The sequence below is a fragment of the Ktedonospora formicarum genome, from assembly GCF_016587355.1.
Lineage (GTDB): Bacteria > Chloroflexota > Ktedonobacteria > Ktedonobacterales > Ktedonobacteraceae > Ktedonobacter > Ktedonobacter formicarum.
Window position 1 is genome coordinate 348,141 of sequence record NZ_BNJF01000002.1, and the last position, 12,929, is coordinate 361,069.

11 protein-coding genes are annotated in these 12,929 nt (G+C 49.8%); 6 read left to right on the top strand and 5 right to left on the bottom strand.

Annotation, left to right across the window (positions count from 1 at the left end; genetic code table 11):
* The first annotated feature begins 13 nt into the window (after positions 1 to 13).
* The 5 genes from K3T82_RS20565 (at position 14) to K3T82_RS20585 (ending at position 7,198) form a co-directional block, all read left to right on the top strand.
* Positions 14 to 916, top strand: a complete 903-nt coding sequence (locus K3T82_RS20565) for a carbohydrate ABC transporter permease (protein WP_220195422.1) — start codon at positions 14 to 16, stop codon at positions 914 to 916.
* 450 nt (positions 917 to 1,366) lie between these two features.
* Positions 1,367 to 2,248, top strand: a complete 882-nt coding sequence (locus K3T82_RS20570) for an AraC family transcriptional regulator (protein WP_220195423.1) — start codon at positions 1,367 to 1,369, stop codon at positions 2,246 to 2,248.
* Between the two features lie 259 nt (positions 2,249 to 2,507).
* Positions 2,508 to 3,371 carry an alpha/beta fold hydrolase gene (locus tag K3T82_RS20575; protein ID WP_220195424.1) on the top strand — a complete coding sequence of 288 codons (864 nt, stop codon included), beginning with the start codon at positions 2,508 to 2,510 and terminating at the stop codon, positions 3,369 to 3,371.
* A gap of 300 nt (positions 3,372 to 3,671) precedes the next feature.
* A complete protein-coding gene (locus K3T82_RS20580; RefSeq protein ID WP_220195425.1) occupies positions 3,672 to 4,502 on the top strand; it encodes an FAD binding domain-containing protein in 831 nt (276 codons plus the stop codon).
* Positions 4,499 to 7,198: a molybdopterin-dependent oxidoreductase gene (locus K3T82_RS20585; protein WP_220195426.1), complete on the top strand. Its 2,700-nt coding sequence runs from the start codon at positions 4,499 to 4,501 to the stop codon at positions 7,196 to 7,198. Before K3T82_RS20580 ends, K3T82_RS20585 begins: the two co-directional genes overlap by 4 nt.
* A gap of 70 nt (positions 7,199 to 7,268) precedes the next feature.
* Here the strand turns inward: K3T82_RS20585 and K3T82_RS20590 are convergent, their stop codons facing one another.
* Entirely contained in the window at positions 7,269 to 7,883 is a 615-nt protein-coding gene (locus K3T82_RS20590) for a class I SAM-dependent DNA methyltransferase (RefSeq protein ID WP_236031427.1), read from the bottom strand.
* A gap of 196 nt (positions 7,884 to 8,079) precedes the next feature.
* Positions 8,080 to 9,477, bottom strand: a complete 1,398-nt coding sequence (locus K3T82_RS20595) for a class I SAM-dependent methyltransferase (protein WP_220195428.1) — start codon at positions 9,475 to 9,477, stop codon at positions 8,080 to 8,082.
* 466 nt (positions 9,478 to 9,943) lie between these two features.
* Between K3T82_RS20595 and K3T82_RS20600 the strand changes: the two genes are divergently transcribed.
* A complete protein-coding gene (locus K3T82_RS20600; RefSeq protein ID WP_220195429.1) occupies positions 9,944 to 10,747 on the top strand; it encodes a class I SAM-dependent methyltransferase in 804 nt (267 codons plus the stop codon).
* Between the two features lie 70 nt (positions 10,748 to 10,817).
* Here the strand turns inward: K3T82_RS20600 and K3T82_RS20605 are convergent, their stop codons facing one another.
* The 3 genes from K3T82_RS20605 to K3T82_RS20615 form a co-directional block, all read right to left on the bottom strand.
* Complete coding sequence (locus K3T82_RS20605; protein ID WP_220195430.1) at positions 10,818 to 11,264, bottom strand: VOC family protein; 447 nt, start codon at positions 11,262 to 11,264, stop codon at positions 10,818 to 10,820.
* Positions 11,255 to 11,875, bottom strand: coding sequence for an AraC family transcriptional regulator (locus K3T82_RS20610; protein WP_220195431.1), 621 nt, complete (start codon positions 11,873 to 11,875; stop codon positions 11,255 to 11,257). Before K3T82_RS20610 ends, K3T82_RS20605 begins: the two co-directional genes overlap by 10 nt.
* Before the next feature lie 393 nt (positions 11,876 to 12,268).
* The gene (locus K3T82_RS20615) at positions 12,269 to 12,700 is read right to left on the bottom strand and encodes a nuclear transport factor 2 family protein (RefSeq protein ID WP_220195432.1); all 432 of its coding nucleotides are present in this window, start codon (positions 12,698 to 12,700) and stop codon (positions 12,269 to 12,271) included.
* Between the last annotated feature and the right edge of the window lie 229 nt (positions 12,701 to 12,929).

A 12,929-nucleotide genomic window follows, 5' to 3' on the forward strand; every position in this document is an offset into this window, starting at 1 on the left:
GAGGAGGTTTTTGATGGAAAAGTCTGTTTTTTCAGGCGCGAAGCGGCCTGCTGAGTACTCCATGCTTGGGAAATTCAGGCAGGCGCTCCCCTCAGCCATTGCCTATATCTTGCTCTTTGGCTACGCGCTTCTGAGCGTCTACCCCTTTCTATGGATGGTTTCATCAAGTATCAAGTCAAATCGTGAGGTGCTCACCAGCCAATCGTTAATCCCCACCCAGATACGCTTTGACATCCTGATCCAGGTCTGGAATGAATTAAACTTCTGGAAGTACTTTGTCAATAGTGCGGTGATAACGTTGATGGTTATTGCCGGGGTGGTGATAATTTACTCTCTGGCGGGATATGGTTTTGCCAAAACCAACTTCTGGGGGCGTGAGGTTTTTTTTCTTGGTTTTCTGGCATTGTTACTGGTACCAGGAGTAAGCGTACTGATTCCATTGGCGAAAATCCTGGTAGCCCTGGGGCTGACCGGACGCGATGCCACACAGTTCTCTACATATGTAGGGGTAACGATGCCAATGATCAATGGCGCGGGTCCACTCACAATACTCCTCTTCCGTAATTATTTCTCACGCCTGCCCCAGGAGTTGCACGATGCGGCGCTCATTGATGGCTGCGGCGAGTTTGGCATCTACTGGCGCATCTTCCTCCCACTCTCGCTGCCAGTCATAGCGACCATAGGCATTCTCAATTTTGTCGCCACCTGGAACTCCTATATCTGGCCCTCTATCGTTATCAACAATGCAGACTGGTACACTTTGCCATTGAAGTTAAAGGACCTGGACCTACAAACGGTCATACAATGGAACGTACGTATGGCAGGATCGCTGATTACGACCATTCCAATCATCGTAGTCTTCCTCTTCTTACAACGATACTACATTCGCGGTATTACAGGCGCAGTAAAAGGATAGCCTCCATTTATAGCAGGCCTATCTTCAATCATGTTGGTGATCGCATAACTACAATACGCGATCACCAACATGGTAACCCTGATGCGACAGGTTGAGACCTGCCCCTACAAGTGCAGGCAGCTCATCTATGCTTATACGTCTACTCCAGCAGGTATATTCTATATCCGCAACTGCATGACTCTTCTTACTCAGGGCTCTCTAATTCAAAAAAGGAGGTGGAAAGGGAAACGAGTTCACTGTCCCAAGCCCGTAATCTCATTCTCGCAAATCACTATTGCTGTATATGAGAGTTGAAAAAACCTACCATAGACAGGTAGTTGGTGGTATAAAGAAGTCGAATGTGATAGACTCAAACGATCAATCAATCTACCTAAACAGGAATCGATGGTTTCTCGTTGAGAAGAACGAAGTCGTCTGTGAAACTTTTCATGAGTAGCAAGGGAGACAAAAGTGGAGCAGGTTCCCTTAGAAGGCACCAGACATGGACCTGAATTCGAGGTTCCCCTTGAGCACATTGTTCAATCAAGCAATGGAAGAGACTGGAATGGGGTTAATATAGCGGAGATTATTCATCCGCTCGACGATTTTGCCTCACCTGCAATTCCTCATCACATCCTCGTAGTCAATCTCGGCTCCCCTACGAATATTCAAGAGCAGACCATTGGACGCCAGGGGCATCTCAATACTGGCAATGTCGTTATTATGCCTGCGGGAGCACCAACAAAGTGGCACCTTGACCGAGAAGGAGATGTGCGCCATCTGCATCTCTACCTTTCACCTACTCTCATCCAAAGGGTTGCCGACTCGGCAGACATCAATCCTGACCGGGTGGAGATCATTGATACGCTTGGTGCCTTCGATCCACAGATTGAGACTATCGCGCTCTCGCTACTCTCAGAACTTCGCTCAGATGGTCTGGGAGGCAAGCTCTATGTGGAGTCATTAGCCAACCTGCTGGGAATCCATCTCCTCAGACAACACTCTTCAGTGAAGCTTCCCTCTTTCTCAAAACCCCTCGGTCTGGCGAGAACGACTCTCAAAGCTGCCACCACTTACATTGAGGATCATCTGGAGGATAACCTCTCGCTCTCAGAGATCGCGGCAGCCGTGCATCTTAGCCCCTACCACTTTGCGCGCCTCTTCAAAGAGTCCACTGGTGTTCCACCTCACCAGTATGTCATCCAGCGGCGCGTGGAACGCGCAAAAATGCTGCTTTCCACAACCCACTGGTCACTCACCACCATTGCCCATATGGTTGGATTCGCGCATGAAAGTCATCTGGCGTTGCACTTCAAGCGTCTCACTGGACTCACACCCAAACATTTCCGCTAACGGTGCAAGAATATGTTGTTCCCGCGCAAGGATGTGAGAGAATGCCCAACTCGTTCATGCTAGATTAGAGGAGAAGCGCTTCTTCCCAACAAAGAAGGCTTAAAACTAATTGCATCGAACGAGCAGATAGCTTTGTAGTTTCCCTTTTAACTTAATGGATTATTCTCTCGTGGTAACCATATGAGAACAACGCCACAGCAGTACTTTTCCACGCACTGCTGGCCTCGGAGTTGGTTTAGCTCACAAAAAGGAAAATTTTATGACTCCCTCCATCTATTACCGCACCGTACAGATTGACGGCCTTTCCATTTTCTACCGAGAGGCCGGACCGAAAGACGCCCCTACCCTGCTTTTACTTCATGGGCTCCCATCATCTTCGCGGATGTATGAGCCGCTTTTGCGACGTCTATCCAGCCGCTATCACCTGATCGCTCCAGATTATCCGGGATTCGGACACAGTGAATGGCCTGACAGCAAGAAATTCACTTACACCTTTGATAACATCGCGACCGTGATAGAGCATTTTACCGAAGTTTTAGGTTTGACGAAGTATACGCTCTATATGCAAGACTATGGTGGGCCTGTCGGTTTTCGCCTCGCTCTTGCGCACCCGGAACGCGTTCAAGCGCTTATCATTCAGGATGCCGTGGCGCATGATACCGGCCTTGGTGAAAACTGGAATGTTCGCCGCGCTTTTTGGGCTGATCGCGCAACGCATGAGGAGTCTTTGCGAACCAACCTACTCTCGCTTGCAACCACACGCACACGCCATGTGGGGAATGATCCTCAGCTTGATCGCTACGATCCAGACCTTTGGACAGATGAGTTCTATTTCCTGAACCAACCAGGACAGGCTGATATCCAGACAGACTTGTTTTACGATTATCAATCGAACGTCGCATCCTATCCCAAATGGCAGGAATGGATGCGGAAAACCCAGCCTCGTTTGCTCGTCTTCTGGGGCAAATATGAGCTCTCGTTTGACGCTTCCGAACCTGAATCATTCCGCCGCGACATACCTACGGCCGAAGTACACATCGTTGATGGTGGTCATTTCGCGCTGGATACGGCAGCAGACGAAATTGCCACTCAGGTCGACAGGTTCCTGGCCGCCTCAAGCTAATCGATGCAACCATTGAAATGAGCAATTGAACACAAAAGAAGACGATGATCATAGAAAACAGTGCCAAAAAATGTTACGCGCAATATTTTTTGACACTGTTTTCTATACTCAGGGACCGAGAAGAGGGTCGATTCCGACCCTGGGCGGAATCGAAATGAATGCGTAGTTGGAATCTGAGAGTAGTATAAAAATGCATGGTATAGATTCGGAGGCGGTACTTTTAAAGGGAGCATAGAGGGAATTACATAATAACATTCAGGCTTCCTTCTCTGAGGATACAAATTACATTGGAGCAGATTCATGGATCTTACGACTATTAAAGAGGTGAAACGACCTGAATCAGTCGATATGGTTGCCTGGCGCGAGGGCTATGCCTGGCTGGCAGGAGGAACCTGGCTATTCTCAGAACCACAATTGACCATCGACACACTCATTGATCTCGAACAGCTCCATTGGCCTGCATTGCAGATCTCAGAGGAAGGGCTCGACATTGCCGCGACCTGCCCAATCGTCGAATTGGAGCGCTTTGTCGCTCCGCCGCAATGGATAGCAACTTCGTTGTTGAATAAGTGCTGCCATTCATTTCTGGCGTCATTCAAGGTTTTAAACACGGCGACCGTTGGAGGGAATATCTGCATGTCATTACCTGCTGGCCCAATGATTTCACTGACCATCGCCCTTGAAGGGATATACACATTGTGGCCGCGCGAAGGTTCGCCGCGACAAATTCCGGCAGTTCAATTCGTTACTGGAAACCATATGAATGTGTTACAGCCTGGGGAACTATTACGCTCAATCTATCTTCCCGTCACAGCACTCACCAGGAGATTCGCCTTTCGCCGTTTATCGTCGACCCACTTCGGACGCTCAACTTCGCTCATCATTGGGACACAAGACAGACATAAAGATGATTTGTTGCTTACAATTACAGCGGCGACAAGCAGACCAGTGCAACTACGCTTTGATCAAGTACCAAGCACTCATGAGTTGCGTTCTTGCATCGAGACAACGATTCCCGAAACGCTCTATTTCGACGATCCCTATGGGACGTCTGCCTATCGGCGGCATATCACCTACTACTACGCCGAGCAAATTCGCGCCGAACTAGCTCAGAAGGGCGCCTGGGCATGAATTATATCATCAATGGGAGAAAATTCTCTGTTGAGCCACAACCAGGACAATGCCTGAGAACGTTCTTACGTGAGCGCGGCTACTTCGGTGTTAAGAAGGGGTGCGACGCTGGTGATTGCGGTGTGTGTACCGTCTGGCTCGATGGTATACCTGTGCATAGTTGCCTGATTCCCGCTTTTCGTGCGGCGGATCGCCAGATCACGACAATTGAGGGATTGCAACAAGACGGTAAATTACACCCAGTGCAACAAGCATTCCTCGACGCACAGGCCTTCCAATGTGGCTTCTGCACTGCCGGTATGATCATGACAGCAGCATCCCTTAACGATAAGGATCGCGCCAACCTACCAAGCGCACTCAAGGGCAATTTGTGTCGATGTACCGGATATCGCAGTATCGATGACGCCATGCATGGCGTTGTTTCTGTTGATGAAGATAGGGCTGGTATGGCCTGTGGACAGAGCTTAAAGAATCCTTTTGGGGAAGCGATTGTCACTGGTGAAGCCCGCTATACACTCGATATCGCCATGGACGCAGTACTCCATCTGAAAGTGCTCCGTTCTCCTCATCCCCACGCTCGCATTCGCCGCATTGACCGCAGCAAAGCCATGAACGTTACGGGAGTCATTGCCATCTTCACCTGGGAAGATGTCCCACGCCAACTTTATAGCACAGCTACCCACGAAGATCACCTTGTTGATCCTGACGATACCTACGTACTTGACGATGTTGTCCGCTTTGTTGGACAACAGGTTGCCGCCGTCGTTGCCGAAACTGTTGGGGCTGCTGAAGAGGCATGCCGTCTCCTTGATGTTGAGTACGAACTTCTTCCCGCTGTCTTCGATTCCGAGGAGGCAATGAGACCTGGTGCGCCACTTCTTCACGCGAACAGTAACAAGTCATGTCACAATGTTTATGTCGATATTCATGGCGAGGTTGGTAACGTTGAAGAGGGGTTCAAGGATGCCGACGCCATTCACGAGATGACTTATTCAACATCCCGAGTCCAACATGTCCATCTCGAAACACATGGCTGTATCACATGGCAAGACAATGATGGACGCCTTCATGTACGCACCAGTACCCAGGCGCCTTTCATTACAAAAGCCAAACTCTGCCATATTTTCGGGATACCTTCACGTGATCTCCATGTCTTCACGGAGCGCATCGGTGGCGGGTTCGGGGGAAAGCAGGAGATGCTTGTCGAGGATTTGTGCGTTCTGGCGACATTAAAGACAGGGCGTCCCGTCATGTGGGAGTTTACCCGTCAGGAGCAGTTCATTGGCGCGACCACGCGGCATCCAATGACAACTCGAGTCAAACTCGGGGCAAAATCTGATGGGACATTAACCGCCATTGAGATCCGGGTTGTTTCCAATACAGGGGCCTATGGCGGTCACGCTGGCGAAACGCTTGCTGCGGCTCTTGGTAATCCCCTCACTGTCTATCGCTGCCCGAACAAGAAAGCCGATGGATACGCAGTCTACACCAATATGGTTCCAGCAGGTGGCTTTCGTGGATACGGCTCATCGCAAACAACATTCGCTATCGAATGCGCTATCGATGATCTTGCCCGTTTGCTAGGTATGAGTGTATTCGAAATTCGCCGCAAGAACATGATCCAACCAAACGACTGGATAGAATCGATCTGGAAAGATCCCCAAGATATCACGTTCGGTAGTTACGGACTCGACCAATGCCTTGATTACGTCGAAGCAGCATTGGCAAAGACGCCCAATGGGGCCACATCCAGAGATAAAGATTGGGTTGAAGGGAAAGGGATTGCAATGGCAATGCTGGAAAGTGGACCACCTACTGAGCATCGCTCTGGTGCAGAGATGAGGCTCCTGCCTGATGGCGGTTACCATCTCGCCGTTGGCTCAACGGAGTTCGGCAATGGGTCAGTCACCTCGCATCGTCAGATCGCCGCTTCGGTGCTTGGCTCACAGGCAGAGTATATCTCGATTATCAATGGTGATACAGATCAGACGCCCTATGATACCGGGACCTTTGCCAGTACGGGTACAGTTGTTGCTGGAAAGGCGGTGGCACTGGTAGCAGAGGCATTACGCGACAACATTATTGAGTTTGCTGCTTGTTTTACACAAACAACGCCATCAGCTTGTCGTTTGGATGGCACACATGTCCTCTGTGGAGAGCAACAGATCTCATTGGCAGAGCTCTATGCCGCTGGTATCAAGCAGGGCCATCGCTTTGAAGCCAGACGCAAGGCATATTTATCGCCGCGCACGGTTGCTTTCAATGTGCACGGGGTCCGAGTTGCTGTTCATCGCATCACCGGCGCGATTGAAATCTTGCAAAGTGTGCATGCTGCGGATATTGGCAAACTGATCAATCCGATGCAATGCCGAGGTCAGATAGAGGGCGCTATCGCGATGGGGATCGGTTGGGTACTCTACGAAAAAATGCTGTATGATCAAACCGGGACTATGCTAAACCCGGCAGTGCGCACCTATCGCATTCCCGCCTTTGCCGATGTTCCCCATAGTGAAATCTACTTCGCCGATACATATGATACTGTTGGCACGCTCGGGGCGAAATCACAAGGTGAGTGCGCAATCAATCCCGTTGCACCTGCGATTGCAAACGCTGTCGCCAATGCGACTGGCATTCGCTTTCCGGACTTACCACTAACACCAGAGCGCATTTATGCGAAACTCAGTTCCCAATTATGAAACTCATAACTGCTAAAAACACTATTACCTCATGGAGACATACATATCGGTGCTCAGGGTCCACTCTTATCTATGTACGAAATTGAGCTAACCAGACGGTTCGTCCGCCAGCTAAGGGATCATTTGCTGTATGCGCCACTAGATCAAAACCAGCGTCATCAAGCAATTGCTGGTATTCTGCTGAATCAAGGCTCGCATGATAAAGCGGTTCTCCCTGGTATTCACCCAGGACCTCTCCATATTCACTCCCAGTATTGAACAGAAGGAACGCGCCAGGAGCAGCATGAGCCGCGAAGATATGGAACATGTTTCGTTGGGAATCATGGGAAAGATGGAAAAAGCTATCCCAACCGAGAATCCCATCAAAGTGTTGGGATAGCGCGAGAGTACGCATATCTGCCACAATCCACTCGTGTTCAGGCATGCGCCTGCGACAGAGAGCGATGAGACTCGGAGAGGTATCAACTCCTGTCACATGCAATCCATGTTGAGCGAGCGAAAGCGCTACTGGTTGGCCTGACCCACATCCCAGGTCGAGAACCCTGGCGCCTTTCGTGAGGCAAGCAACAAACCGATCATGCCAGACTTTGTCATGCCAGACGGTACTGTTGCGATCAGTATCCCATGCAAGAGCGTATCGCTCGTAGATATTAGTAATGTGTTCGGCATAACGATGTATCATCATTGATAGTATACCCGTGCAGCCCATCCGCTTACAAGTTCTCACCCGCAAGGTCAGGGCCTTCCAGTTTTAAGAGCCTGTTTCATTTTTTGCCTGCGTTCGTGCCTACGATGCTCAAGAAACGCGCAGCCCTATGATGATGTCTGCGACAATGTGCACAGACACGCTATGAAAGGGACGCATTACCAAAGCTGCCGAGCTATTCCTGCTCTTCCTTATTCAGGACAACGGCAACCGTCATTCCGCTACCAATAGGTAGTGCGATTGAGCATAAAGCCTTGTCGTGACTTACTCTCTGGTTGTACGCTCGTATACCCGTGGGTGAGTTCACAGGCTTGTGTACATCTTCTAACCCGTCTCCACCCAGAACACAATTGTCAGCCACGATGATGCTGCCTGGACGCGCAAGCTTGAGCGCCCACTCAAGGTATTGCGGATAGCCCCCTTTGTCAGCATCGATAAAGATTAAGTCAAATGGCCCCTCCGCCGCGATTTGAGGGAGCGTCTCAAGGGCGGGACCTACGCGGACTTCCGCGCGATCATCAACCTGAGCTAAGCGGAACGATTCGCGGACCACCTCGGCATGAGTGATATCAATTTCTAGGGTGATCAGTCGTCCATCCTCGGGCAGCGCACGTGCTAACCAGATACCGCTATATCCTGCCAACGCACCAATCTCCAGGATCTTGCGGGCTTGACTAGCACGAGCCAGCACTTGTAAGAGCTTGCCTTGCAACGGAGCTATCTGGATTGAGGGTAATCCTTGCTCTTTTGCCCTTATCGTGGTTTGACGTAGTGCCTCATCCTCAACGGCAAAGAGGCGGGCAATGGCAGCTTCAAGCTCACGAGGCGGAAGCTGTGGACCTCGCTGCGGCTTTTCCTGGCTCGTCTGTAGCGGTACAGCTCCACTTGTAAGTACATGGCGAATCTCGTTCTTGCAGCGTTCAAGCGCCTGACGGAACGAGAGGAGGCTTTGCGGGTCTTTCGTCATGCGTATTCCTTTTGCCACGGTTCGCTGTAGGTCCTGTAAATCCTCGTAGACAAATTCTGCCTCAAGCTGCATCGCTGGTGAAGGAATGGGATGCCCATTTCGCTCCCAGAAATCTCTGATAAAGTCCGCGCGCGAATCAAGGTCCTTCTCCCCTGACTCACTCAGGCGATAGATACTCTTTTCATCGACCCTTTGCGCCAGAAGCAAGCCCTGATCCTCTAAGAGCTGTAAGGTTGGGTAGACGGTTCCAGGGCTGGGAGCATAGCGACCATAGGTCTGCTCCTCAAGCCATTTGATGATTTCATACCCATGTTTGGGGCCATGATGCAGCGCATCGAGTAACAGATAGCGTAGCATACCGCGCTCAATGCGTTCCCTGCGACCGCCTCGTCGATGGCCTTCCTCCTCCACTAGATTCCAGGAAGTATGATGCCTACCTTCACCATGCTCCGAATGCTCAAACTCCTCATGACGATGTCGGCCCCATCCTCCATGATCTCTTCCGTGTCCTCGATACTCTGATTCCTCAACATGATGGTGCCAGCCGCGCTGCTTTCCATGCTTTGAGTGCTCAGAACTTTCATGGTTATTGAAGTTCCCGTGCATCCATCATTTTCCTTTCCCGTTTCTAAAGATATGTCTTTTTATAAACATAAGATATATCTTTTTATTTGTCAAGGCGGTTTTTCTTTATTATGCCGAGCTTTCGCTTCTCCCTTATGGCTCGCTTCGGCCTACTACGCGGACTCTGTGCGTAAAGAGCATGCTATAACAAATGCCTATTCCACTCTCCTCCTTATTTGTTTCGGACACCAATGCAGCATCGGCTGTAGCTAGTGCTCCCGTTCGGAGGTTCGGGATAGCTTGCGTTGAAGTCGTTGGGACGTTTATACTCTCTAGTAGATGCCTCGCCAGGCATAACACGAGAGCGATCCGACGCAACAGAGATGACAAGAAACCTTCCACCTGGAGCAAATTCCATCCCCACGTTGCTTTTTCCTGCTTGACACATTGTACTGAGCGCTTTGTCAAGCTCGATGGCATTTCGCGGACCAATCAGAAGGAGAAAAACATGACAGAAACCAGTGATCTTTGGACTGGCTTTGCCAACAGCTATGATCTAGCACGCCCAACACCGCCGCCAGCTTTACTCGATCTGCTGACGCAATTGATTGGTATGCCGCATCCCACCTTAGTAGTGGATGTGGGGAGCGGGACTGGCTTGTCCACTGCGATCTGGGGAGAACGTGCCGAGCGAGTAATTGGGATCGAACCTAATGCCGATATGCGCTCTCAGGCCATACGCAAAGCCAAGGACCACCCCTACTCAGCACATATCCAGTATCAGGAGGGCGTTGCTCATCAAACAGGTCTGCCCGATGAGTGTGCTGATGTCGTTACTGCTGCCCAATCGTTTCATTGGATGGAATCGGCCCCCACATTGGCTGAGATCGCGCGTATTCTACGGCCTGGTGGGCTCTTCGCTGTCTACGATTATGACTGGCCGCCAGCGCTCAATTGGGAGCTTGAGCGGGTGTATCAGGAAGTTGACAAACGTTTCGACGAACTTCTACGAGAACGTGAACTTACCGGAAATCTCTCGAAATGGCCGAAGAGTACCCACTTTGATCGTATACGCGACAGCGGCCACTTCCGCTTTACACGCGAGTTCTTTTTACATCATGTTGAACAAGGAGACGCTACACGTTTTCTTGGCATGATTATGTCGAGTGGGTACAGCTACCAGTTCGCGCAAAAAACCATTACCGAACAAGAAATAGGTTTTGATCGCCTCAAACATGCAGCATTACAATATATCGGGTCCACACCGATCCCCTGGTATTTTAGCTACAGAGTCCGCATCGGTATAAAATGAAACCCGAGATAAAAAAGAGAGCCGTCATGCGTTGCCTGCATGACGGCTCTCTACTACCAATTCTCGTCATTTAAGAGGCGTTTTCCTCTTTGGGCCATGTGATCTCTAAACACAGATGATTGTTGTCAAAAAACACAAATGATCCCAGTTCAGGAATCTCTGTAATGGAGACCTGAGCATTGTTCAAACGCTCGCGCAAGGCGTCTGCGGCAACACCATCTGGAAGCCGCAGGGCGACATGAGGGACGAGGCTCTGTGGATGAATATCTGAGGCACCAAGCGTTGTTTTTTCTATTTGGCGTTCAAAGAAATGGAAACCCCATACGTTGTCGTCGTTTTGTTTGGCAAATATGAGACAATGCCTGCCACGTCCCTCGCTGGATGGGACGATATCACTAGTAGACATCCCCAACACATCCCGGTAGAAGCGAATAGTCGCGTCCAAATCAGCCGTAGCTAAGGCTATATGGTGAATACCATGCCAGGGAAGCTGAGATGATTGTTCTGTTAGAGACATACTTCTTCTGGTCCTTCTTTCTTTTTCCAGATGATATAGACGGGCGTATGAGCAGGGCGAGGATCAGGTATGAGAGGCTCTTGTAGTGCCCGATGTTTTGCTCGAGTGAGAAGCGCCGTTGGGGTACAGCCTGCCCATTTTCTAAATTCATGGATAACATGTGCTTGATCTTGATAGCCAAGATGGTAAGCGGTATCAGCGAGGGAGGTAGTAGGCTCATAGATCAGCGAATGAAGTAATGCCTCGAAGCGAAGGAGGCGAGCAAATACTTTTGGAGATGCCCCTATGCATTGCTTAAATCGGCGCTCAAATTGGCGCAAGGAGAGACCACAGCTGGTGGCAAGGACGCTCATACGTATTTGGCCTTGTGTACTGTAAAGCAATTCAAGAGCAGTAAGCAAAAAGGTTAAATCAGCAAAGGTCCAACTTGTTCGTGCGGCGTTAAATTGCTGAGAAGGAAGGATTTGCCTGGCAGAAGAACTGCGGCGTACTGTTCCCTCCAATGTGAGAGCAAGGCGGAGCCAGATACCATCACGTGGCACAGTCAGCGATATCTTCTGCTGATCAAGCGGCGATAACTGTTTATGATGAACTGTGCCACGTCTTTCCATCGAGCATCTTACCTCATCGCATATTCTACAAAAACAGGTTTTGTGATGAACTACTCATGCCAATGTTTTCACCTGGATAGAGATACGTTCATGTACGAGTGTTATGAAAGTAATATAACAGAGAATACCCCAGGAGTATTGTAAAAAATCGACATCTTTTAAACCCACTTTCCCCATCCTGGCTGATCGGCTGCCACCGGCGTTACTACTGTTGGCACATCACTACGCAGGCTCGCTCCCATAGTACCCGCGCCCCTGTGATGTACAATAGCTGCCATGCGTGGGAAGAGTGCAGGACCTACAGATCCTACTCCAATGATGGGTAGGAGTAAGCACCTTCAATCCATCATTAGAGTAGGATCTGACTATGAAGCATATTTGATTGCAGATGAGTTATTTCTCTGTCTGATCAAGCCATGGATAACGGGCTGTATCGGCGCTCGCATAATCGGGATCAAGGTAGATAAAAAGGCGCTGAATCTTAAAGTCACGAACCTCAAAGACATCACACCAGCGCCCTACCTGCCATTGACTACCGTTGCTGAGTGTTCCCGAACTAGTTCCCTCGACCACAACGAGATCGCCCTGGACGATGTAGTTGAAATATGCATAATCGTGACGAATAGATTTCAAGATCGTTCCAACATCGGAGAAAAGCCGCTCAATATCTGCCACGCCATTCGCTAGCCCCCATTTGGGAAAATAGAGTTGCGCATCGTCGGCAAAGAGTTCAAAGAAGTTCTCCCCACGATCAAGACGCTTGAGATATTCCAATGCGACAGACTTACGCTGCTCATCAGACATTGCCTGTTGGGTTATCGCCATTTAGAAGTCCCTTTCATATGTATTCCTATATTTCACAGCAGATCGCTTGAGAATTAGGCTATTGAACATACGTCAGACACATGCGCGATCTCACAGATACACCTATTCCCGGAAAATACCCTTAGGTACCTGCTGGCATTTGTCCAGACTTCATATTGCTGCATATGAATGATGGTGAGAGCATCATTTCGTTGAAAGAAACGATGCTCTACTCATTTTTCCTAGTGGG